Below are 21,887 nucleotides of genomic sequence, written 5' to 3' on the forward strand. Positions count from 1 at the left end.
ACCTCAGTCATTATTTTGATCTTTCTCGTGTGTTGCCGCTTCTTCACCAGCGGCGTCTTGCAAGGCAACGAACATTCGCACTAGGAAGTCGATCGACTCGCGCTGGTTCAAGCTGACCTTGTCGATCTGGCGGACAACGGCGTTGTAGCCTCCGAGCGCGTCCTCCGCCTCGACGAAGAGGCTGCAGTTCTCCGCTTCCAGCAAAACCAGCGGTCCATGCTTCTCGAACTCGAACTGCGTGAACGGACCAGCGATGCCCGCATGCGCGCCGGTCGCCGCAGGCACGATTCTGATCTCGATGTTCTTCCGGTTCGCCATGAGCATCAAGTGGTGCAACTGGTCCGAATGCACCTCGGGTCCACCCACCTGAAGGCCGAGGGCAAACTCGTGAACGTAGAAGGTTGAATTCAACCTGTTGTTCAACAGCAGCTTCTGCATGTCGAGCAGCACGCGTGCCCGCTCTTCCTCTTCCACGGCAGGCACAGTGGCGGATGCTGCCAGCAGTTCTCGCGCGTAACCGACCGTGCGGAGCACAGTAGGCACCACGTGTGGCTGCCAGCAGATCAGAGTTTTCGCCGCAGCGAGCTGGGTGAGCGCCGTACGCGGCCACATCGGTGCGCCTGCACCGTGCTGCTGCCACCACCCCTGCACGTGCCTTGCCGAGAAGAGTGCGAGCAGGCGGTCCCTCTCTGCGGAGTGCACCCGACAGGCACCGAGCAACAGAGCTACCTCGCGCTCGTTGATGCCGCCCTTGCCGGTCACCACGTTCGAGACCTTGGAAGGGTCCCAGCCCAACAGTTCGGCGACCGTCCGCGCGCTCAGTCCGGCGCCCTCGATGGCCGCTCGCATGCCGAGACCGAACTCACGACCGCGTGCGGTGGAAAGCCTCTTTGCCATGTCCACGTTCCTCGTGTGCTGGGTACAAAAGCGTCCGAGCTCAGCTCAGGCACTCACATCGACCTGGTCGCCAGCGCTTGCAGCGTCAAATCCGCATCGTCTGCACCAGATGCTCGGGGCTTCATCGCCGACGCTTTGTCCCTGGGCCACGGTAGAAGCCGTTCGTGCTCACGCCACGCCTTGTCGCACTTCGGACAGGTGGGCCAACAGCGTGCGAAGTCCGGCCACTTGTCGGCCGCGACGGTTACTTCCAGACCACACAACGTGCAGCCCGACTCGCAGAGGACGAGTTCCTGCGGTATCGCGTGGCGTGCCCCTTCATGGGGCTGCCATTTGTATGGGCGGGACATAACCGATCACTTCCCGTGAACCTGTGAGCAGCAAGCGCCCCCGGGCGCCGGCGATGTCTTACTCAATCAACGCGCCGATCTCGATACCATCCCGCGAAGTTGCCTTGAATGTCCCTCTAACGTCCCTTCCGGAACCTCTACCAGCACAAACGAGCAGATGCCCCAATTGGGTGATATTGGAGCGATCTCAAAAAAACGGCCGGTCACGAGGCGTCTTGGGCTAGACTGCCGAACAGGCGAATCCGTGCAAGGGAGACCTCGATGACACCGCCGAGGAAGGGTCTGACCGCCCGCCGGAAGGCACTGGGAGACTCGCGGGAATCGCTCGCGGAGAAGATCGGAGTCGCTCCGAAGACCATCGGCAAGTGGGAACGCGGGGAGTCGATCCCGGACCCCTTGAACCAACGCCGTCTGGCCAGGGCGCTGGAGCTCACCACCTCCAAGTTGATCGATCTCCTCGACCAGGGCGTCCATCTCGACGACGAAGACGCTGATCGAGTCAAGTGGGTGCTCGCGAATCCCTCAAAGGCCGACTTCGAGGTGGTCGCCCGACTCCGCATGCACGTGGCCGCGCTCGGCCGGCGATACGATCTCGAACGGTCCACGGCATTGCTTGCGGAAGCGGGACAAGCGCTGGGCCAAGTACGTTTCCTGCGCCAGCACGCGTCGAAGTACGCGGTGAAGCGGGACCTGCTCGCGGCGGAGGCCGAGGCGGCCACGCTGATGGGACAGTTCGCCTGGGACGCGTCTCAACGCCGCGATCACGCCGAGGCGAGGACCCACTTCGCCCGTGCAGCCGACGCGGCGCGCGAGATCAACGACCCCGTGCTGGAGAGCATTGCGCTGCTCCGGACCTCGTATGTCGCGCTCTACGGCGAAGATGACGCTCGCGACGGCCTCCTGCTCACCGACCAAGCGGCGTTGGCGGCGCGCGGGAACAGCGAGGTGCTGGAAGGACTTGCTGTGCTGCACGCCGCTGAGGCACACGCGATGCTCGGCGAGCGCCGTGCCTGCGATCGAGCCCTCGACAGAGCCCAGGTCCACCTCGGCCAGAAGGCCGCGGAGGAACCGGCCCCGGAGATGTTCTCCGACACTCAGCACGACCGGCTGGCCGGATCCTGTTACCTGCGCCTGGAAGAAGCGACCAAAGCGCAGCCGGTCCTGGAGAGGGTGGCCTCGACGGTGCGATCGCGGTCGAAGTCGCAAAGCATCGTCCTGGCCAACCTCAGCCTTGCCCACATCCTGCAGCGCGATCTGGAACAAGCAACGGCAACCCTGCACCTGGCGATCAACTCGGTCGAGGGGACATGGGGAGGCGGCGGCTTGAAGGTGATCTTCCGCGCACTGCGGGAACTCCGCCCCTGGCGTGCGGAGCCTGTGGTAGATCAGGTGTACGACCGCCTGCTGACCGTGATGGCGGCAACCTAGGAGGCTACTTCGTGGGCAGTCCCGGCGAGGTCAAGAACGAGGTTCGTCACCGCGTCTGGGACCTGCTGGCGAAGCACGGAGTCGCGTCACCGAACGTGCACGGGTCGATCCCGAACTTCGAGGGAGCCGAGGCTGCGGCGGTCCGGCTCGCGGATCTCGGCATCTGGCGGTCCGCGACTGTGGTGAAGGCGGTACCGGACAAGCCTCAGGCTCCTGTTCGGGTGCTGGGCTTGGTGCAGGGCAAGCTGCTCTACCTCGCGGTACCACGGCTTGCAGAGGTGAAGCCGTTCTACGAGCTCGACTCGGCCTCGCTGCCCGTCCCTCCCGCGGAAGCGGCTCAGCCGAAGATCGCCGCGACGTTCGCACGAACCGTCGACACCGACGAGATGCCTCAGGTGGATCTCGTCGTGTGCGGATCGGTCGCGGTCGACCGCCGAGGCGCACGGCTCGGCAAGGGCGCCGGATATGCCGACATCGAGGTCGCGCTGCTGCAGGAAGCCGGCCTCATCGACGACACGACGCCCATCGTCACGACGGTGCACGACCTCCAGGTCGTGGAGGACGACCTGCCGGAGACCAGCCACGACTTCTCGGTCGACTTCATCGTCACACCGACCCAGGTCATCGAGTGCGGGCCTCCGCGGCGGCCCGAAGGCATCCTGTGGTCCGAGGTCGACGCCGCGCAGGTGGCGGCGATTCCGGCGCTGGCAAGACGAGCCGCGCACCGGCAACCCGGTTGACGGCCAACTTCCTGGGCATGTGGTTACATCTGTCCGCGCGCTGACAGGTCAACGACGGTCGCGAGGCCTGCCTGCCGGTGGTGGGCAGCCTGCACGAGCGCAGCTCACCACCGGTGCTACGAGGCGGCCGCCGAGCTTCAGGTACGCGTGTCCGAAACCTCGGGCGTGGTGGGCACCACCGCGGGTGGAGGCTGCCCCTGCGCCTGCCCCGGCATCGGGACAGGCACATGAACCATCTCGGTGGGTTCGGCACGTGTCACTGACGTGGCGGCCGATCTGAACCCACTCGACCTTGACGTCCACGCCCGCGATCCAGATCGCACCGATCACGAAACCGAGGACGCCGATCGTCCGGAAGGCGGCCCTCCTGCTTCCCATCACCACCGGGCACCGGTTGTGCGTCGAGCACGACGTGGTCGACGCCGACTCGGTGCAGGTAGAAGGCGGCGGCCAGCCCCGCCTGACCACCGCCGACCACCACGACGTCAGAGCTGAGCACGAGCCGCCCAACGACGACGCAACCACAGGCTCACGTATACGAGCCCGACGAGCACCGGCACCTCGATCAACGGGCCGACCACGCCCGCGAGCGCCTGGCCTGAGGTGACGCCGAACACGCCGATCGCGACGGCGATGGCGAGCTCGAAGTTGTTGCCTGCCGCGGTGAATGCGAGTGTCGTGGTGCGCTTATAGGACAGCCCGAAGGCCTTGCCCAGTGCGTACGAACCCGCCCACATGATGGCGAAGTAGACCAGCAGCGGCAGGGCGATGCGGGCGACGTCGAGCGGCCGATTGGTGATGTTCTCGCCCTGCAACGCGAACAGGATGACGATCGTGAACAGCAGGCCGTACAGCGCGATCGGGCCGACGCGGGGCAGGAACTTCGACTCGTACCAGTCACGGCCACGCGACCGCTCCCCCAGCTTGCGGCTCAGGTATCCGGCCAGCAGTGGGATGCCGAGGAAGATGAGCACGGACTTCGCGATCTCCCACGCGGAGAAGTCGACCGCGGTGGTGTCCAGCCCGAGCCAGCCGGGCAGCAGGTCGAGGTAGAACCAGCCGAGCACGCCGAACATGACGACCTGGAACACCGAGTTCAGCGCCACGAGCACCGCGGCGGCTTCGCGGTCGCCGCAGGCGAGGTCGTTCCAGATGATGACCATGGCGATGCAGCGGGCGAGCCCGACGATGATCAGGCCGGTGCGGTACTCGGGCAGGTCCGCGAGGAAGATCCACGCCAGCGCGAACATCAGCGCGGGGCCGAGAACCCAGTTCAGCACCAGCGACAGCACCACCGTGCGGCGGTCGCGGGTGACGGTGTCGAGCTTGTCGTAGCGGACCTTCGCCAGCACCGGGTACATCATCAACAGCAGGCCCAGGGCGATCGGCAGCGACACCTCACCGATCTTCACCGCGTCCAGCACGCCCTGCAGGCCGGGCACGAACCGGCCGAGCAGCAGGCCGACGACCATGGCGACGCCGATCCACACCGGCAGCAACCTGTCCAGGAAGGACAGTCGGTGCAGCACGTCCGGTGCCGCGGTTTCCGTGGTGCTCAACAGGTTCTCCTGGGTCTGGGCAGGCGGCACCGCCCGATGACGGACATCGGCGGCTTCGGGCGTGGTCGAGTCAGTCGCAGCAAGCGCTGGTGTCGCGCAACGGTCCGCCCGGTGCGAGCACAGCGGCAAGGGTGTCGATGGCGGCGTTGTCGATGCGGTACCAGCTCCAGGTGCCGCGGCGTTCGCGACTGAGCACGCCGGCCTGCACGAGGATCTTGAGGTGGTGGCTGAGCGAGGACTGCGGCATGTCGAACTGGTCGGCCAGGTCGCAGAAGCACGCCTCTTGCCCCTCGGTCCGCCGCACCAGCCCGACCAGCTCGACCCGGATCGGATCGCCGAGCGCCTTGAACAGGCGTGCGGCGGTCGCCGAGTCGAGCAGCATCTGGTCCCGGCTCGTCATGATGAGCACCATAGCGGCTTGGATTGACAAAAGTCGATACACGGGGTGTGATCTGCATCGACATACTTCGGTCCAAGGAGATCTGATGTCCCGCACCAGCGGACTCCCCCAGCACGAGCTCACCGCCCGGCTGCTCCGGATCACCGACGAACTCTCCGACCGCTTCCACGGCGTGTTCAGCCGCGAGACCGTCGCAAGGGTCGTGGACGAGACCTACGACCTCCTCGCGCAGAACGCCACCGTCATCACCTACCTGCCGGTCCTGACTGGGCGGTCCGCCCGCCAGCGGCTGACCGACCAGGGCCGCGCCGAAGGCTTGACCACGATCACCGTTCCGCAGGTGCTGTTCATCTGCGTGCACAACGCCGGCCGCTCGCAGATCGCCGCAGCACTGCTGGAGCACCACGCGTTCGGCAAGGTCTCCGTGCGCTCGGCGGGCAGCAAACCGTCCGGCGCGATCCTGCAGACCGTCACCGACGCGCTCGACGAAGTGGGCATCGCACTGACCGAGGCCTTCCCCAAGCCGCTGACCGACGAGGTCCTGCGCGCCGCCGACGTCGTGGTCACCATGGGCTGCGGCGACACCTGCCCCGTCTACCCCGGCAAGCGCTACCTCGACTGGGACGTCCCGGACCCCGCCGGAGCGCCGCTGAACACCGTGCGGGAGATCCGCGACGACATCGACCGCCGAGTCCGCAACCTGCTGACCGAGATCAAGCCGTGAAGAAGGAGAACACCGTGTCCGCCACTCCCGAGGTGCTGTTCGTCTGCGTGCACAACGCGGGCCGCTCCCAGATGGCCGCCGCACTGCTGCAGCACTACGGCATGGGCCGCATCGCGGTGCGTTCAGCGGGTTCCGAGCCTGCTGAGAAGGTCAACCCCGCCGCTGCTGCGGCACTCGCCGAGTGGGGTCTCGACATCACCGCCGAGGTGCCGTCAAAGCTCACGACCGAGGACGTCGAAGCCTCCGACGTCGTCATCACGATGGGCTGCGGCGACACCTGCCCCGTCTTCCCCGGCAAGCGCTACCTCGACTGGCAGCTCGACGACCCCGCGAGCCAGGGCATCGATGCGGTGCGGCCGATCCGTGACGACATCGACCGCCGAGTCCGCGGCCTGGTCGCCGAACTGCTCGACTAACGCGGCGTGCTGGCGGTCGACAACGCGGCCTCCAGCACGCCGAGCACCACGAACACAGCCGGGAATCTGCCGAGCCATGCCGCCAGCGCACTGCCCGCCCACGGCGCAATCGCAGCCGTGAGCATGACGGGTGCGGCGAGCGGGCCGATGAGCTGTCCGTAGTGGACGGCACCCCACCGGTCTGTGATCGCGGTGGCCTGCACGAGCGTGAAGATCCCGAGGGTGACGCCCGCGAGCACTGAGCCCGCGATCAGGCGGGCCATGGCAGGCGCAGGCCGACCAGGTGCAGTGGGATCGTAGTGACGGCGAGGAACCGAGCCGGTGGTCATGATGGCGCGCGGGCCGTGCCGGTCGAGCAGCCTGCCCACCGGGATGTCGACCAGCCCCGCCATGATCTGGCTCGCGGAGAACCCGGCCGTGATCGCGGCCAGCGACCACCCCGTCCGAGCCCTGATCGTTGGCGGCAGCACGGGGAACGCGTAGTAGAGGATGCCCCAGCTGATGATCTCGGTGGTGCACAGCTCGACCAGCACCAGGCGCAGCCCGGCGTCGAGGCCGGGCTGCGCCGCGGTGTCAGCGCGCGCTGGGCGCGAGGCCGATCGACACCTCAACCGCCTCCGGCGCACCGCAGCAGCCGCCGCTGTCCTTTTCCGCTTCCGGGGCGTCGAACACGCCGGCGCCGCCGCAGACGCCGGTCTCGGGCAGCACGAGCTCGACCCGTCCGGCCGCCTCGTGGTCCCCCGCGATCGCCGCGACGACCGACCGCACCTGCTCGTAGCCGGTGAGGGCCAGGAACGTCGGCGCGCGGCCGTAGCTCTTCATGCCCACCAGGTAAACGCCCGGCTCCGGATGGCGCAGCTCGGACTCGCCGTGCGGGTAGACGGTGCCGCAGGAGTGGACGTTCGGGTCGATCAGCGGCGCGAGCTTCGTGGGCGCCTGCAGGACCGGGTCCAGGTCGAGCCGCACCTCCGACAGCCACGACAGGTCCGGCCGGAAGCCGGTCAGCACCACGACCTCGTCGATGCCCTCGACGCGGTGGCCGTCGAACGACTCCAGCACGAGGCTCCCGTCAGCCGCCCGCTCGACCGCCGCGGTGCGGAATCCGGTGACGGTCTCGATGTGTCCGGCTTCCGCGGCCTTCTTCGCACGCAACCCGAGCGCGCCGCGCGCAGGCAGCTGGTCCGACTCCCCGCCACCGAACACGTTGCCGACCGCACCGCGGCGCAACAACCACACGATCTTCGTGCCTGGTTCCTGCTCGACCAGGTCAGCCAGCGCCACCAACGCGGTCAACGCCGAGTGCCCGCTGCCTGCCGCCGCGATCCGCTTGCCGGCGTACCTCTCCCGTTCCACCGCCAGGTCCGGCACGCGGTAGTTGATCCGCGTGGCCTCCGCCCGCTCCCCCACCGCGGGAAGACCGTCACCGCCCAGCGGGTTGGGCGAGCCCCACGTGCCGGACGCGTCGATCACCGCTCGCGCCGTGAACCGCTCCTCCCCGTTCGCGCTCTGCACGTGCACCGTCAGCGGCTCGTCCTCGCGACCGGCGTCGACCACGCGGTCCCGGCCACGCCGCGCGACACCGACGACCCGCGCACCGAGGCGCACCCGGTCACCCAATGCCTCAGCGAGCGGCCGCAGGTACTTCTCCGCCCACTCGGCCCCGGTCGGGTACGTGTCGCCGTCCGGACGAACCCATCCCGTCGGCTCCAGCAGGCGCTGAGCCGCGGGGTCGATGAGCTCGCTCCATCGCGAGAACAGCCGCACGTGGTTCCACTGCGACACCGCGGTACCAGCCTGGTCGCCGGCTTCCAGCACGACCACGCGCTCGCCTCGCTCGGCCAGATGCGCCGCCGCAGACAAACCCAAAGGTCCGGCACCCACCACGACGACCGGCAACTCGTTCACCGCACACCCCTTGCATCGAAGAACTTCGAATCAATGCCAGGGACTCTATCGACGTGGATCGATTGACGCAACCATCGATTTGCGTCGATACTTGCGCCATGACGGTCACCGTGCCCGCCCCTCGCCTGCTCGCGACGCAGGACGCCGCCACCTACTCGGAGTGGTTCGCGAGCCTCGCCGAACCCACCCGCGTGCGGCTGCTGCACGCCGTCGCGACCTCCGGACGCTCGATGACCGTCGGCGAGCTCACCGAACTGCTCGGCATCAGCCAGTCGACCTGCTCGCACCACGTCCGCAAGCTCGCCGACATCGGTTTCCTGCTGCTGCACAAGGAGGGCACGGCCACCCACGTGACCGTCAACCCGAACTGCTGCACGGGTCTCCCGCACGCCGCCGACGTGGTGATGGGTGTGCTCGAAGCCCGGCCCTGCTGCCCAGCCGACGTCCCCGGCGACGTGGTCGTGCGGCCGCTCGAACCCGGCGACTGGACCGCGGTGCGACGGATCTACGGCGAGGGCATCGCCACCGGCGACGCCACGTTCGAGACCGAGGTGCCCAGCCGGAAGTCCCTGGAGGCCAAGTGGCTTCCAGACCACCGCTGGGTCGCCGAGGTCGACGGCTCCGTCGCGGGCTGGGCCGCCGCAACGCCGGTGTCCACACGCGACTGCTACGCCGGCGTCGCCGAGACCTCCGTCTACGTCGGCGCGGACTTCCGCGGCCGAGGCGTCGGCAAGTCGTTGCTGCGCAAGCAGGTCCTGGCCGCCGACGACGCGGGCCTGTGGACGTTGCAGACCTCGATCTTCCCCGAGAACCGCGCCAGCCTCGCCCTGCACCACTCCGCGGGTTTCCGCACCCTCGGCGTCCGCGAACGCATCGCGCAACACCATGGCGTGTGGCGCGACACCGTCTTCCTCGAACGCCGAGCAGCCAGCTAACCCCACATCCAACCCCGACCGTTCCCGGACACGGCAACGGCTACTTCGAGGTGCCCATGAACAGCCACGACGCCATCGTCATCGGCGCAGGCCAGTCCGGACTCGCCGCCACCCACACCCTGCTCGCCCGCGGCCTGCGCCCGCTGGTGCTCGAAGCCGGCACCGAACCGGTCGGCTCCTGGCCGCACTACTACAACAGCCTCACCCTGTTCTCCCCCGCCCGCTACAGCGCACTGCCCGGCCTACCGTTCCCCGGCGACCCCGAGCACTACCCCCACCGCGACGAGGTCGTCAACTACCTCCGCATCTACGCCTCACACCTCGACGCCGACATCCGCGCCGGCCACCGGGTCACGGAGGTAGTGCACGACAAGGGGTTCCGCGTCACAACGGACGACGGTATCGACTTCGCCGCGCCCATCGTGATCGCCGCGACAGGTGGCTTCGGCAGACCCCACCGCCCGGCGCTGCCCGGTCTCGACGGCTTTCCCGGCACCGTCCTGCACGCCGCGCAGTACCGCTCCCCCGAGCCGTTCCACGACCAGCGCGTCATCGTGGTCGGTGCCGGCAACTCCGCGGTCCAGATCGCCGCCGAGCTCGCCGAACACGCCCACGTCACTCTCGCGACCCGCAAGCCGGTGAAGTTCTCCGCGCAACGCCCGTTCGGCCGCGACCTGCACTTCTGGCTCGACCGCACCGGGCTGGACCACCTCCCGATCGGCCCGTGGCTACCCGACGGGTTCACGACTCCGGTCCTGGACACCGGCCGTTACCGAACGGCACTTGACCAGCACCGCCCGGACCGCCGGCCGATGTTCACCGCGCTGGAAGGCTCCAAGGTGGTCTGGCCGGACGAGCAGCGTGAACATGTCGACGCGATCATCCTGGCCACCGGGTATCGACCGGACCTGCCGTACTTGAACGAGCTGGGCACCGAGCACCACCGAGGCGTCTCCCGCCTGTACCGCGGTCTTGGCTTCGTCGGTCTCGAATGGCAGCGCAGCCTGTCCTCCGCCACCTTGCGCGGTGTTGGCCGCGACGCGGCACACGTGGTGCGGCGTCTCCTCAGGTGAGCGAGAGCTGGGCGCGGTGGAAGTCGAAGTGCTGCACCGGGAAGCGGTACAGATCAGCAAGTGTCATGAAGTCCCGGAAGAACGGGTCCCAACGCGTGGGGTAGGGCATACCTCGGGCAAGGCTGCTGTCGTCCTCGCGGTCAAGGCGCCGGTGCAACGCGGCGATGGTGCGATCAGCCAAGACCACCATTGCTCTGTGGGGCATGAGATTGCCGCCGAGCCAGGAGCCTGCGAAGTTGACGACGTCGAACGGCTTCGTGCCGGCGTTGAGCAGCCTCGCCCAGGCACGTCCGACCCAGGCGGGTAACCGAGCGACGATCCGCGCCAACGTCAGCAGCGCGCGCATGATCAGAAAGCCGAGCAGCATGTGGAAGAGCAGTTGCCGGTTGGTCCACCGCGTTCCGCCTGAGCGGCACCTCAGCTCCTCCGCGGTCGCGCGGTCGAGCAACGCGCGGAACGTCACGCGCGCTCTCTCGAAGTCGTCGTGAACTGCCTGCGTGTCCACGTCTCCAGTGTGCACCTGACAGACGGCTATGATGCGGGTCTCGTTGAAATCGGTACGTGGGTGCAGACTTGGCGTTGTGAGCGTTGACCCTGGTTGAGCGCCCCAGAGGTGCGTACGCCATGGCGGTGCTGCTCTCCGAATGGCAAGCGACTCGCCCGTGCTCACGTCTGGAACGGACTCGTGCTCCCCCATCGTGCCGTGCGACATCGGCGTTGCGGTGCTCATGCCGTCGCTGCACTGAACATCCACGATGAGCGCCAGCCAGCCAGAACGCCCGACGAGAAGCCGGGCACCGGAGGACGGATGACCGCGGTTCCGAACACGACACGCTCGGTCACACGTCCGCCGAATACTGCAGTCATCGGCGTATGGTCCGTTCGAACGAACGACGCGATTAGTTGGTGATCATTGGCCGCACGACCAGGCCGGGAGGCGCGACGTCGCGAACGACTGACGTCGCCGTATCTGGGCTCATCCTCGATCACAGCCGGAGGACTGACCTCCAACGGTCTGCGACGGTTCGTGCGACCGAACGGCGCCGAGCTCCATGCGTTGCAGCGGGAGACGCTTCGGCGGGCCGAAGTCGCCGAACAGAAGCTCCCGCTCCTGCTGGAGGAGATTCGCGCCACCGCAATGGCTGCAGACCCTCTTCTGACCTACAGCAGGTTGACGGTCCTCACCAGCATGCGCCGTGCTCTACCCGGACCAGCCAACTTCGGCAGCGACGCCGTACTCGAGTTCTACGGTGGCCTCGTCACCGGCATGCCGGTCGATGACGTCGTCGCTCGACTCGGAGCCGACTACCACCCGCAAGTCCTGTACGACCTTGACCGGCTCCTCCGCGAGTACGCGGTGGCGGAGAACCAGGTGCACGAGGCCAAAGCTCTCCGGGTCGGGCCTCGCGACTCGCTCACGAGTGCCCGGAACCTCCTGGAGTTCGAGCAGCGCTTCGACCGCATGCTCGGCTATCCCGAGCAGCTGCGACCGATCTTCAACGCGATTGTGCGGCCACTCGCCGACAAGTCCCAATCGTCGCTCGGGTTCGCGCTGGGGGACGCACTTGTCGTTGCGGACGCTTACTTCGACGTGCAGTGTGAACGTCTCCGTGAGGTCCAGGCGGAGTTCCAGGTCGTCCTGGACCAGATCCCCCGACGGGCGGACCGCACCACTCAGTTCCAGTACCTCGCTGCGCATGCCGCCGGCATGGCGACCTACGGCGGAGCTCCCCTCGAAACCGACCTCGCTTCTGCGCTGGCACAGCGCACATCGATCCCGCAGGAGCAGTTGGAACCCCTGCTGAGCTTCATGAGCATCGCTCTGGGGAGCCAACCAGACCTGGACAGCCTCCACGCCACCAACACCTTGCGTCGGCGCCCGATCATCGCGACGCCTGACGGCCGTCAGCTCTGGGCTGTTCCCGGCGACTTCATCCACTGCGCCTTGGACTGGGCCGCCGAGGCGTGCCAGCAAGAGCCGAAGCTGCTTGAAGTGTTCGACAAGCGCCGACAAGACGCATGCGAGGAACTGACATGTGACGCGCTGTCCAGCGTCTTCGGGGCGGATGACGTCCACGCGGCTGTGACTTACCCATGGGACGGGCAACGTCCTGACATCGACGTTCTCGTCGCGCAGCCAGGCGCCACGCTCGTCATCGAGGCCAAGGGCGGCCGTCTGACCGACCCAGCCCGGCGGGGCGCTCCCGACCGGGTCCGCAAGAAGGCGGCCGAGCTCGTCGACAAGGCGTTGGACCAGAACGCTCGAACGGTCACCTATCTCCGCTCAGGCGCTGCCGGCTTCCAGCAAGACCGCAGGAAGTGGCATGGCACGATCAACAGGGCTCACATCGTCTCGATCATCGTCACCCTCGAACGCGTGGACCCCTTCGCCTCTGTGCTGCCTGACAGCGGCAAACGGGGAAGCGTTCCCGAAGACGGCACGTGGTTCGTCAACCTCGCCGACCTGCTCATGGTCGCGGACATCCTCAGGAACCCCGCCGAGTTCTACGCCTACGCCGACACCCGCGCCCGCATCAACAAAGCCGGCGGACCGCGCATCTTCGTGGAAGCCGACGCGTTGGGAGCGTGGTGTAAGCACCGGATCGCACCCAAGACGCCGAGCCCCGGCCAGCTGATCATGCTCGACACCACGTCCAGTCTCATGAACGACTACTACGCTTACGCGACCGGCAGCAGGCCGGTCCGTCCGACCGCTGGTGTCCCTGGCGAAGTCCTCGGGGCGTTGGAAGAGATCCAGCTCGCGGACCCCGATTCGTGGCACGTCCTCACTTCGGCCGCCTTGGCTGTACCGCCTTCCCAGTGGCGTCCTGTGGAGAAGGTGCTCGCCCAGCTGTCCAGGGATCGGGTGTCGCGACGCGGGCGCAAACTCACGCGGCGAGCCTCCTCAGGTCTTATGGTGTCCGATCGGCTGAGCGTCACCGTGAACGCCGACGATGTCGAACCGCCCGCTTCGCGAATCCGCCTGGCACTGGTCGAACAACCCTGGGACAGTTCTGGCCCTGAACAATAGGCAGGCGCGCCGCGTGCGGTCCCGAAATTGCTGTCCCGCCCAGCCTGCCCACCTCCCACGAGCGGAAGATCATCCACGCGGTTGAGCAGACCCTCAAAAGAGCTATGAGGCCGTTACGATCTTCGACAGTTCCGTCCACCCATCCGCAAAAATCGCCTCGCCATTTCCTCTCATGATCTCTGCCGACAACGGTGCGTAGCGGAGATCTGAGTCAGCCGCAGCCTGTGAGCTCGCGGAGGTGCTGGTCATCGTCAACGCCATCCGCGCCGCCAAGATCACCTCACTACCTGAGACCAAGACGGTGACGCCCGCGACGCTGTCCCTGTCGATCGCGAGCAACGACAAGGGCGGATCCGGCTGCTGCGACGCGTGCTGACCATCCGTACCGGCTTCGCTAACCTGTGCTCGTGAGATCCACCCGCCCGCAGCGCACCGCAGCCTCCCGGCTGCTCCTGCTGGCGTTCGTGGTGGGAATCGCGTTCTTGCAGGTCTCACTGTGCGGAGCCGGTACGGCCATCAGCGACTGCTGTGACCGCGTAAGCACCGTCCAGCAGACAGACCTCTCCTCTATTCCGTTCGTCGCCGACGACCTGCCAGTCGAGCCGGAGACCGCGCTCGATCTGTGCCTCATCGTCACGGCGGTACTCCTGCTCGCCCTCGGCATCTCGCGCGTACCGACGCTGCTCGGGCTGCGCGCCCCGCCGGTGCGTGTGGTGCACGCCCGTTCCCTGTTTCCCTCACCTCTGGCCCTGACACAGCTCTGCGTGTCGCGGACGTGATCGAGGGCAGCCCACGCGGCTGTCCCCTATTACCCGTATCCGCTTCAGCTGTGGAAGTGTGCAATGACCTCCAACACCAAGATCTCGCTCATCATCGTGGCCGTCGTCGCCGCCGTGGTGGGCACTGTTTTCTTCCTCTCCCGCCCTGACAACTCGCCACCCACCGCCAACGGCCCCGTGCAGGGCCCGGCCGCCGGCGCCCCGGCCGACAAGCTCGTCAGGCCGGACAGCCACAAGCTGTCCGCGCCCGCAGACTCGAAGGTCACCGTCGTCGAGTTCCTCGACCTGGAGTGCAAGGCCTGCCGCGCCGCCTACCCCGGCGTCGAGAAGCTGCGCGAGGAGTACGGCGACCGCGTCACGTTCGTGATGCGCTACTTCCCCGTGCCCAGCCACCGCAACGCCGAGCTCGCCGCACGCTCGGTCGAGGCGGCGTTCAAGCAGGACAAGCTCGAAGCCATGTACCGCAAGATGTACGAGACCCAGGAGTCGTGGGGCGACCAGCGCGTCGACCACCGCAACACCTTCCTCGGCTTCGCCCGCGAACTCGGCCTCGACATGGCGAAGTTCGAGAAGGACCTCGACGACCCCGCCACGCTCGACCGCGTGGTGAAGGACCGCGCCGACGGCACCGCCCTCGGCGTCCGCGGCACCCCGACGTTCTTCATCAACGGCACCCAGTTCACCGGCAGGCCCAGCTACGACGGCCTCAAAGCGGCCATCGACCAAGCCCTGACCCAGTGATCAGGTGGATCCTGAGCGTGGGCGGCCTGATCGGGCTGGCCGCCTCGCTCGTCCTCACCATCGAGAAGATCGCGCTGCTCAAGGACCCCGACTACATCCCGTCCTGCAGCATCGACCCGATCCTGAGCTGCGGCTCGATCATGCGCACCGACCAGGCCGAGGTCTTCGGTTTCCCGAACCCACTGCTCGGCATCGCCGGGTTCGCCGTCGTGGCCACGATCGGCGCCGTGCTGCTCGGCGGCGCGTCGTTGCCGCGGTGGTTCTGGCTCGGGCTGCAGGCGGGCGTGACGTTCGGCGTCGTGTTCGTGCATTGGCTGATCTACCAGTCGTTGTACGTCATCGGCGCACTCTGCCCGTACTGCATGGTCGTCTGGGCCGTGACGATCCCGGTCTTCTGGTACACCACGCTGCACAACCTCCGCATTCCGTTGCTGCGCAAGTACCACGGCGTAGGACTCACGATCTGGTACCTGATGATCATGATCGCGGTCCTGCAAGCGTTCTGGGACTACTGGCTCACTCTGGGGTAGTCGCACAACGCACGAAGCATTCGCAACCGAACCACTCCGGCTGCGCGAAGCTGCTGTCCCCAGTGGCTGGAGTGGCCGTAACGGGTAGTCGTGATCGTCCGATGTGGTTGACAACCTGGTCACGCGCCGCATGAGCGCTACACCAGCACTGCGAACACGCCGACTGCCGCCGGCGTATTCAAGGTTTAACCCGTTCGGGTGACGGTGCTTTGGGGGATGCGACATTGGACGAGACGACTACCGTTCGGGAGCTCAGCATCAAAGGTCGGCCAGCCGCCACACGGACTCAGCACGCCGTCAGGTTGCTGGCTCTGCTGGACGGGTGTGGCGTTCAGACGGTAGACGGCGATCCCCCAGACACCGTGAAATCCATCCGTAGCGAGCTGCGCCTCCAAGCGATGGACTTCTGGCTGCGAAATCCGGACTACCTCGCCGATGAGCTGTTGACGATGGTGCAGGCAGGGGCGGCAGGTTCGAGCCACTTGATCACGGCGCGGTCACTCCTGGACGATCCGGAACCTGACCTGCGCTGGTATCCGATGCCACGTTGGTTCTTCGGCGCATACGAGCAGCTAGATGACGCGTTCTCCCTGTTGGAAACGTACGGCCTCGCCACACTGCGTCGTACGGGCCAGGCAGGCAGGAAGAGCAAGCGAAACCAGTTCTTCCTGACGACGACAGGAGCCGCCGCAGCTGCTGAACTCGCGAAGGATCCGACCTTGGGGTGGTACGCCCGGCAGGTGAAGCTGGTCGGGTTGGTAGCTGGAGACGATGGCGGTCAGGCGTTGAAGGATCGCCAATACCTACAAGCCACCTACGCGGACACCGAGCTCGGGGTGGACATTGCGCCCATCGCTCCGCGAGTGCGTGAACGGCTGGACACGATGAGCGCCGCAGCAACGGCAGCTGCTGAGGAGGTCGAGCAGGCATGAGCATCCTGAGCAAGGAGGTCGTTGCAGTCCTGGCCAAGCGTCGTGCCGGCGGCTCGATCGTTCTCACCGTCGATGAAGTCGACGAAATCCTGACCAAGCTCCGCATCCCGCTTCTCGGCACGAAGGCAGTTCCGGTACCTCTCCGTGCGATCCGCATCCACTTCAGCGGAACGAAGTGGCTCAACCCGAACCACACTGAGGCGCAAGGGCACCCGCTGGTTGATGCAGCCGACCTTCCCGAGTGGGTCAAACCCGACGTGAACGAACGCCTGCACACAGTTGGTTCAGCGGAAGCTGCTGCAATACCAGAGTCTCCTGCGGTGGAGGGCCCGAAGGCACGCGTCCCTTTCCGCTTCGAGTGGTCGCCTCAACCTGGGGTCAACGGCATCGGCTCAGGGCGGAATCTCCGTGGCAAGTCAACCCTCCTCAACGTTCTCATGTGGTCGCTGACCGGTCGATGCCCGAAGTTCCAGAACGACGTACGCAGCTGGATCGAGCACGTCGAAGTTGATTGGCAGATGGGGGCTGAACAGCTCCGGGTGGAGTTCGACGCTGTAAACGGATCGGCCACAGGACAAGTGGTGAGTGTGAAGGAGGCTGACTCCACCACCAGACTCACGGTCCTCGGGCAGTTCGCCGGCGACGAGTTCGAGGGTGTCATGGGCTCTCTGATGATGGCCAGACTGCGCTTGGAGAACATCCCGGTCTGGACCGACACCGCGGCTCGAGTGCATGCGTGGCCCGCGTACTCCAGCTCGTTCGTCGTCCGCGCGAACCAGCTCGATCCAATCGTCGGCAACGAGCAGACGATCGGCGTGCGGATGATGCAGATGTTCATCGGCACGGACTGGGCGCCGGTACAAGCCGCCGCAATGACGGCACGACGCGGTATGGCCACCGCGCAGGCTGCCGCGAAGGAGAAGGCCCAAGCGGCGGGTGAAGCGGTGGAGGCCAGTCGGAGAGCCGCAGAGAAGGCAGTCGAAGAGATCAAGGCCAAGATCGGAGAGCTGCCTGTCGACGCGCCAGACGTCCAGGCGATGCTAGACGCCGCAATCCGTGCCTCTGACGTTTCGCGGAAGTTGCACCGGCTCGAGGCCGCACGGATCGCGCAGACTTCGCTGGCCGAGACAGCACGTCAGCAGCTGAAAGCGGTAAGGGCCCAGGTGCATGCCAAGTACGAGGACGCGCTCGCGGCGAGGTTCTTCCACCACATGCGCCCCTCTGTTTGTCCGCGTTGCGCGGCGCAGGTCACACAGGAACGACAAGCAGCAGAGCCGGACAAACACGAGTGTTCGGTGTGCTCCAGTGAACTGAACCTCGAAGCACTACAGGCAGATGTCATCGTGGCCGCGTCCGTACCTCACGACGTCGCGAACACCTTGGTGGCAGGTCTACCTGAAAGGAATGGCTCCCATCAGGAAGCCGAGGACCCGCAGTCGGACGCCGTCGAAGCGGCAGAGCGCGCGGCGGCTTCGGCCGAGGCGGCGTTGGCAGCACTGGAAGTTGAGATCGCAGAGTTGACCGGACAGCGGGATGAAGCTGCTGCTCGGGTCGACGCGGGAGACGATCTGCTTACAGCCGCGGGTGATCGCCGTGCACTCGAACTCGATCTGGCGCGCGCTGAAGGCGCTCTAGCAGCACTCACACAACCAAGCGATCCGACGGCAGCCGATCCCATCGACCCTGTACAACTCGCCGTTGTGGAAGCAGCCGAGCAGGTGCTCAAGAAGTGGGTGAAGGATGACCAGGACCCGATGCTGCGTCAGATCTCCGCAGACATCGAACGCCTGACTCGGAGCTTCGGCGCCGACAACCTCAGCGACTTCACCCTTAGCGGCGCGGCAACCTTGGCGCTCCGGGAGAACGGCGTAAAACAGATCTACTCCGGGCTGACCGAGGGCGAGAAGCTACGGGTCAAGATCGCGGCTGCCATCGCACTCATCAAGCACGGCTACGTGGGTGGCGTAGGCCGCCACCCCGGCTTCCTCGTACTTGACTCGCCTTCCGCGGAAGAGATGCCGGAGGAGGACCTCGCCACCATGGTCAAGGCGCTGAAGGAGGTTGCTGCCGAGGCCGAGATGCAGATCTTCGTCGCCACTCGGAACGCCGCACCACTCGTCGAGCTACTTCCTGAAACCAATCGGGTCGTCGCGGAGGGAAACTCGTACGTGTGGTGAGAGGCTGCGTGGGAGGCTACCGACGAAAGGAGCGTCATGAGCAGCGGTACCGCCACCGCCTTGGAAGGAGAACTGACCGCAATCCTCTCGGCGGGCGGCGGTCGGCCATCCGTCGAGGACGCCTTCGCGGCTCTTGGTGGTTGGGAACGATTGGCCCGCGACGCCGCGGAACTGGCCGACAGTCCGGTGCTCCCGCCACTGGTTCAGTTGGTCACGGCAGTGGCCGCCGATGCTGGCAGTAGGACCGAGAGCTATCCGGAAGCCATGCGCCGCGTGTCCTCCGCTGTCACCTCCACAACGAGTCCGGCTATCCTCATCGACAGTCTGGAAGCGCTGATCACCAGCGGGCCCGCACTGAACGAGGTCGGAGCACTCCTCGCTACTGCACTGGAAGCAGCTGTCCACGACTTCCTCGGTTTGGCGGAGCCGGACAGTCGCGCCGCACTACGAGCGGCGGGTGCGCTCGAGGCCCGTACCCGGCTGGCACTGTGCGGGATCGGATCACCGTTCGCACTGCTCGCGCTTCTTGAGCGCTTCGACGCGCCGATGCCCAGACCACTCGGCACCGCCGTCGTTCGAGCGGTTGGAGTCGCTGTCGATCATTGGCCGTATGCCGCGAACCTCGTATCTGTTGTGCGCCTCGTCGCTGGCATCGACGCGCCGACCGGTCGAACCCGCGCAGGCGCCGATCCAGAAGACACAGCCTCTGATGCCTCATGGGTGCTCGCGGGGATAGAACTGGTCAGCGCGCTCCGCGCCGCGGACCTGCCCTCGATGCACCGCAAACTCGAAGCATCCGGATCACACTTGCAGCGCGCGTGGGACACCTACGAGCGCGAAGATGCCGGCGTCCTCCTCACGGTGGTCGACGTTCTCTGCTCACTTCTCAATGAAGCCGTGCCACGGCCAAGGGTGGAGGGTCTGTCGACACCTCAACTAGAACCCCGAGCGCTGGACGAGCTGGCCGAGCGAGTTCGCCGGATCAACGTTGCGTCTATGGGCTTGAACCACTGGTATGGAGATCCGAAGCGCGCAGCGCTGCTCGCGTGGAACCACCTAGCTGACGATCTGGGGAGACTTCGAGAGCAGTTCAAGCGAGACAGCTTCTACAAGGCGGAGGTTGTCGTCGACAACCTGCTCCAGATCTACTTAGGTTCACGATCTACAGCGGTTGTGTCCCACCGGGAAGATCTGGACGGCTTACTCCGACTGGTCCAGCCGGTCATCGAATCGGGTTTCGCGAGGACCGCAGGTCTTTTGAGTAACCTAGAGGATCACACGTACGCACTGCAGGAAGAAGCCGCGTCGGCCGTAGGCGACCGCGGACGTGAGTTAACCGAGAAGCTGGCCGTAGCCCAAGCCGTTCTCCGCGCGGCCAAGTCGCAAGCGATGGCCGGTGCAGACCCGGGAAAAGGTGATAGCGGCACGGCGACCGCGTCGCTGCCGCAGCCTCTAAGCCGACTCGTTCCAGCAGGATCCGCAGCGGCTATCGAACTCGTTGACCTATCACCCACGGCGCTTGCTGAACTGGCAAAAATAATCAGTAATGCCACCATCGGCAGGCATAGCTTGAACCTGATCGAAGCAGAAGTCTACTCGAATATCCAATCTCGCCTGGAATCCAGCCCTGACTACATCGGCGAACCGAGAGATGCAGTGGATGATGTTCTTCGGCTCATCATCCAGTTCACAAGCTCGAGACTCAACGGCCAGTCTGACCTGTACCCTTATTTGTTCGACCCCGCGTCCGTCGAGAAGCACGTCCACCAAGATCTCCTTGACTACCTGAGATCAAGTAGTCACGGTGCGATTACCGAGTACGAGGTTCAACACGTTGGCGGCGGACGGATCGACTTGCGACTGAAATTCAGCGGCTTCGGCATCCACATCGAAATGAAGGCGGATTCATTAAGAAAACCCTTGAGTGACAAGAAGGCATACCTCAACCAGGCGGTTACCTATCAAGCCTCTGACATACGAATCGGATTCCTGGTATCACTACGACACAAGGCGTTCGACCCCACCGGGGCACCGCCGCACCTGAGCGCGCTCATAGGCCACACGGTGTTCGATGTGCCTGGCGACCCGATCGCCAGGCACATCGTCACCGTTGGAATACCCGGAAGCCGAACCAAACCTTCAGAAATGAGATAGGCTTGCCACGCCCATCCTACAGGCTCGAACAGACGACGACCTGCGACAAGTCGGCCCACGCCGGGTCCGCCACGGAGACGTCACGCATGGTCGCGGCGACGTTCCAGCCCCGCTGGACGAACTGGAACATCAGCTCATGACCCATGCCGCTCGACGTACCGGTGATGAAAACAGGCCGTGGCTGAGCGTCTCCGGCACCGCGACCGCCTCCGCGCGAGCCGCTACCAGCCCTTGAGTCTCACCAGTTCGGACTCGAAGAGCCTCTCCTTAACCTGCAACGTCCCACGACTGAGGTCCTTCTTGGCACAGGCCCTCTCCATCACCGCGACGTAGACCATCGCCACCGTGTAGCCGTGGACGGTGTTCATCGTGCCTTCCTCATCAGGAAAGCGTTGCTGGAAGGCTTGCCGGAGTTCGCGAGCGCCTTCCACCTCTGCACTCCACGGTGCGACAGACGCTGCGATCAACACTTGCTTCGCGAACGCTGCCGCGACCGGAGACCGCATGATCGCCGGGTCGTAGCTGACGGCGTTGGTCAGGACAGGCACGGTCCACCCGAGCTGCGCGGCGATCCCGACCACGGCCGCGGTCTGTCCGTCGACCTACAAGACGATCACCGAAACACCACACGCCATCGCTTCCAACACACCACCCGTAGTTTCCGTGCCACGGCACGCTCGCCACCACGCCCTGAACGCAACAGTGCTGGCAAGCCCTGCGCGTGCACCTGACGATCGACCTGCGCCACAGCAAGACGAACGCAACAAGAACTCTTCCTCGCCGTGCAGCAAGTTCATCCTTGGTGAGAAGTCCGGCTCGCTCTTCAGCACGAATTACGGCGTCGGCCGAGCGCGTCGACAGGAGCACGCTCAGCCGCGGTGAGGGCCCGCTGTTGTTCAAGTCGAACGCGGCGAACAAGTAGGTACATGTTCATAGACAAGTACGGCGCCCACCGCTACGTGCCCTTCGAGGCAACTGACCTCGCCTCCGGCGCGTGGACCGCGTCGAAAGGCTTCAAGCTGCACCGCGCGCGGCACGGCGCGGTGCAGCCGGTGTCCAGGCCGAGTACGACAGGCTCAAGCGGCGGTTCGGCTGAATCTGCCAGGTGAACCAGCC

Annotated in this window: 24 protein-coding genes; 14 read left to right on the forward strand and 10 right to left on the reverse strand. The window is 65.9% G+C overall.

Annotation, left to right across the window (positions count from 1 at the left end):
• Positions 1-3 precede the first annotated feature (3 nt).
• Complete coding sequence (locus ACZ7CH_RS20345; RefSeq protein WP_470374567.1) at positions 4-897, reverse strand: helix-turn-helix domain-containing protein; 894 nt, start codon at positions 895-897, stop codon at positions 4-6.
• Between the two features lie 53 nt (positions 898-950).
• On the reverse strand, positions 951-1,247 hold the full coding sequence (locus ACZ7CH_RS20350; RefSeq protein ID WP_470374568.1) for an HC3 family zinc finger protein: 297 nt from the start codon (positions 1,245-1,247) through the stop codon (positions 951-953).
• 261 nt (positions 1,248-1,508) lie between these two features.
• On the opposite strand from ACZ7CH_RS20350, the gene ACZ7CH_RS20355 reads away from it, so the two are divergent.
• Both ACZ7CH_RS20355 and ACZ7CH_RS20360 read left to right on the forward strand, forming a co-directional pair.
• On the forward strand, positions 1,509-2,675 hold the full coding sequence (locus ACZ7CH_RS20355; protein WP_470374569.1) for a helix-turn-helix domain-containing protein: 1,167 nt from the start codon (positions 1,509-1,511) through the stop codon (positions 2,673-2,675).
• 11 nt (positions 2,676-2,686) lie between these two features.
• On the forward strand, positions 2,687-3,415 hold the full coding sequence (locus ACZ7CH_RS20360) for a 5-formyltetrahydrofolate cyclo-ligase (protein WP_470374570.1): 729 nt from the start codon (positions 2,687-2,689) through the stop codon (positions 3,413-3,415).
• 256 nt (positions 3,416-3,671) lie between these two features.
• Here ACZ7CH_RS20360 and ACZ7CH_RS20365 read toward each other — a convergent pair whose 3' ends face one another.
• From ACZ7CH_RS20365 to ACZ7CH_RS20375, 3 genes are all read right to left on the reverse strand, one after another.
• Complete coding sequence (locus ACZ7CH_RS20365; protein ID WP_470374571.1) at positions 3,672-3,914, reverse strand: FAD-dependent oxidoreductase; 243 nt, start codon at positions 3,912-3,914, stop codon at positions 3,672-3,674.
• Entirely contained in the window at positions 3,901-4,974 is a 1,074-nt protein-coding gene (gene arsB, locus ACZ7CH_RS20370) for an ACR3 family arsenite efflux transporter (protein ID WP_470374572.1), read from the reverse strand. Before arsB ends, ACZ7CH_RS20365 begins: the two co-directional genes overlap by 14 nt.
• A 70-nt stretch (positions 4,975-5,044) precedes the next feature.
• Positions 5,045-5,374, reverse strand: a complete 330-nt coding sequence (locus tag ACZ7CH_RS20375; protein WP_470374573.1) for an ArsR/SmtB family transcription factor — start codon at positions 5,372-5,374, stop codon at positions 5,045-5,047.
• A gap of 85 nt (positions 5,375-5,459) precedes the next feature.
• Here ACZ7CH_RS20375 and ACZ7CH_RS20380 point away from each other — a divergent pair, with 85 nt between their 5' ends.
• Together ACZ7CH_RS20380 and ACZ7CH_RS20385 are read left to right on the forward strand one after the other, a co-directional pair.
• Positions 5,460-6,098, forward strand: a complete 639-nt coding sequence (locus ACZ7CH_RS20380) for an arsenate reductase ArsC (RefSeq protein WP_470374574.1) — start codon at positions 5,460-5,462, stop codon at positions 6,096-6,098.
• 14 nt (positions 6,099-6,112) lie between these two features.
• Positions 6,113-6,514, forward strand: coding sequence for an arsenate reductase ArsC (locus ACZ7CH_RS20385; protein ID WP_470374575.1), 402 nt, complete (start codon positions 6,113-6,115; stop codon positions 6,512-6,514).
• On the opposite strand, the gene ACZ7CH_RS20390 is transcribed toward ACZ7CH_RS20385, so the two are convergent.
• Positions 6,511-7,125, reverse strand: a complete 615-nt coding sequence (locus ACZ7CH_RS20390; protein ID WP_470374576.1) for an MFS transporter — start codon at positions 7,123-7,125, stop codon at positions 6,511-6,513. The genes ACZ7CH_RS20385 and ACZ7CH_RS20390 overlap by 4 nt on opposite strands.
• Positions 7,088-8,419: an FAD-dependent oxidoreductase gene (locus ACZ7CH_RS20395; protein ID WP_470374577.1), complete on the reverse strand. Its 1,332-nt coding sequence runs from the start codon at positions 8,417-8,419 to the stop codon at positions 7,088-7,090. The genes ACZ7CH_RS20390 and ACZ7CH_RS20395 overlap by 38 nt, the downstream gene beginning before the upstream one ends.
• Before the next feature lie 98 nt (positions 8,420-8,517).
• On the opposite strand from ACZ7CH_RS20395, the gene ACZ7CH_RS20400 reads away from it, so the two are divergent.
• Both ACZ7CH_RS20400 and ACZ7CH_RS20405 read left to right on the forward strand, forming a co-directional pair.
• Positions 8,518-9,354: a helix-turn-helix domain-containing GNAT family N-acetyltransferase gene (locus tag ACZ7CH_RS20400; protein ID WP_470374578.1), complete on the forward strand. Its 837-nt coding sequence runs from the start codon at positions 8,518-8,520 to the stop codon at positions 9,352-9,354.
• Positions 9,355-9,410: 56 nt separating this feature from the next.
• Complete coding sequence (locus tag ACZ7CH_RS20405; protein WP_470374579.1) at positions 9,411-10,427, forward strand: flavin-containing monooxygenase; 1,017 nt, start codon at positions 9,411-9,413, stop codon at positions 10,425-10,427.
• Here the strand turns inward: ACZ7CH_RS20405 and ACZ7CH_RS20410 are convergent.
• Positions 10,420-10,932, reverse strand: a complete 513-nt coding sequence (locus tag ACZ7CH_RS20410) for a DinB family protein (protein ID WP_470374580.1) — start codon at positions 10,930-10,932, stop codon at positions 10,420-10,422. The genes ACZ7CH_RS20405 and ACZ7CH_RS20410 overlap by 8 nt on opposite strands.
• A 522-nt stretch (positions 10,933-11,454) precedes the next feature.
• Here ACZ7CH_RS20410 and ACZ7CH_RS20415 point away from each other — a divergent pair.
• From ACZ7CH_RS20415 to ACZ7CH_RS20450, 8 genes are all read left to right on the forward strand, one after another.
• A complete protein-coding gene (locus tag ACZ7CH_RS20415; RefSeq protein ID WP_470374581.1) occupies positions 11,455-13,458 on the forward strand; it encodes a hypothetical protein in 2,004 nt (667 codons plus the stop codon).
• 238 nt (positions 13,459-13,696) lie between these two features.
• Positions 13,697-13,834: a hypothetical protein gene (locus ACZ7CH_RS20420; RefSeq protein WP_470374582.1), complete on the forward strand. Its 138-nt coding sequence runs from the start codon at positions 13,697-13,699 to the stop codon at positions 13,832-13,834.
• A 31-nt stretch (positions 13,835-13,865) separates the two neighbouring features.
• Positions 13,866-14,237: a hypothetical protein gene (locus tag ACZ7CH_RS20425; RefSeq protein ID WP_470374583.1), complete on the forward strand. Its 372-nt coding sequence runs from the start codon at positions 13,866-13,868 to the stop codon at positions 14,235-14,237.
• Between the two features lie 63 nt (positions 14,238-14,300).
• Positions 14,301-14,978, forward strand: a complete 678-nt coding sequence (locus ACZ7CH_RS20430; RefSeq protein ID WP_470374584.1) for a DsbA family protein — start codon at positions 14,301-14,303, stop codon at positions 14,976-14,978.
• Positions 14,975-15,508 (forward strand): vitamin K epoxide reductase family protein, encoded by a 534-nt coding sequence (locus ACZ7CH_RS20435; RefSeq protein WP_470374585.1) that lies wholly within the window; start codon positions 14,975-14,977, stop codon positions 15,506-15,508. Before ACZ7CH_RS20430 ends, ACZ7CH_RS20435 begins: the two co-directional genes overlap by 4 nt.
• Before the next feature lie 302 nt (positions 15,509-15,810).
• Complete coding sequence (locus ACZ7CH_RS20440; RefSeq protein ID WP_470374586.1) at positions 15,811-16,440, forward strand: hypothetical protein; 630 nt, start codon at positions 15,811-15,813, stop codon at positions 16,438-16,440.
• Positions 16,437-18,617, forward strand: a complete 2,181-nt coding sequence (locus tag ACZ7CH_RS20445) for an ATP-binding protein (RefSeq protein WP_470374587.1) — start codon at positions 16,437-16,439, stop codon at positions 18,615-18,617. Before ACZ7CH_RS20440 ends, ACZ7CH_RS20445 begins: the two co-directional genes overlap by 4 nt.
• A 36-nt stretch (positions 18,618-18,653) precedes the next feature.
• Positions 18,654-20,771, forward strand: a complete 2,118-nt coding sequence (locus ACZ7CH_RS20450) for a hypothetical protein (RefSeq protein ID WP_470374588.1) — start codon at positions 18,654-18,656, stop codon at positions 20,769-20,771.
• A gap of 16 nt (positions 20,772-20,787) precedes the next feature.
• Here ACZ7CH_RS20450 and ACZ7CH_RS20455 read toward each other — a convergent pair whose 3' ends face one another.
• Positions 20,788-20,916 (reverse strand): hypothetical protein, encoded by a 129-nt coding sequence (locus ACZ7CH_RS20455; protein WP_470374589.1) that lies wholly within the window; start codon positions 20,914-20,916, stop codon positions 20,788-20,790.
• A gap of 76 nt (positions 20,917-20,992) precedes the next feature.
• A complete protein-coding gene (locus ACZ7CH_RS20460; protein WP_470374590.1) occupies positions 20,993-21,352 on the reverse strand; it encodes a hypothetical protein in 360 nt (119 codons plus the stop codon).
• Positions 21,353-21,887 lie beyond the last annotated feature (535 nt).

The organism is Lentzea sp. NPDC037011 (assembly GCF_055607425.1).

Coding starts and splice junctions, on each gene's coding strand:
- ACZ7CH_RS20345 (WP_470374567.1), bottom strand. CDS start 897: ATGGCAAAGAGGCTTTCCACCGCACGCGGTCGTGAGTTCGGTCTCGGC.
- ACZ7CH_RS20350 (WP_470374568.1), bottom strand. CDS start 1,247: ATGTCCCGCCCATACAAATGGCAGCCCCATGAAGGGGCACGCCACGCG.
- ACZ7CH_RS20355 (WP_470374569.1), top strand. CDS start 1,509: ATGACACCGCCGAGGAAGGGTCTGACCGCCCGCCGGAAGGCACTGGGA.
- ACZ7CH_RS20375 (WP_470374573.1), bottom strand. CDS start 5,374: ATGACGAGCCGGGACCAGATGCTGCTCGACTCGGCGACCGCCGCACGC.
- ACZ7CH_RS20380 (WP_470374574.1), top strand. CDS start 5,460: ATGTCCCGCACCAGCGGACTCCCCCAGCACGAGCTCACCGCCCGGCTG.
- ACZ7CH_RS20400 (WP_470374578.1), top strand. CDS start 8,518: ATGACGGTCACCGTGCCCGCCCCTCGCCTGCTCGCGACGCAGGACGCC.
- ACZ7CH_RS20405 (WP_470374579.1), top strand. CDS start 9,411: ATGAACAGCCACGACGCCATCGTCATCGGCGCAGGCCAGTCCGGACTC.
- ACZ7CH_RS20430 (WP_470374584.1), top strand. CDS start 14,301: ATGACCTCCAACACCAAGATCTCGCTCATCATCGTGGCCGTCGTCGCC.
- ACZ7CH_RS20445 (WP_470374587.1), top strand. CDS start 16,437: ATGAGCATCCTGAGCAAGGAGGTCGTTGCAGTCCTGGCCAAGCGTCGT.
- ACZ7CH_RS20450 (WP_470374588.1), top strand. CDS start 18,654: ATGAGCAGCGGTACCGCCACCGCCTTGGAAGGAGAACTGACCGCAATC.
- ACZ7CH_RS20455 (WP_470374589.1), bottom strand. CDS start 20,916: ATGGGTCATGAGCTGATGTTCCAGTTCGTCCAGCGGGGCTGGAACGTC.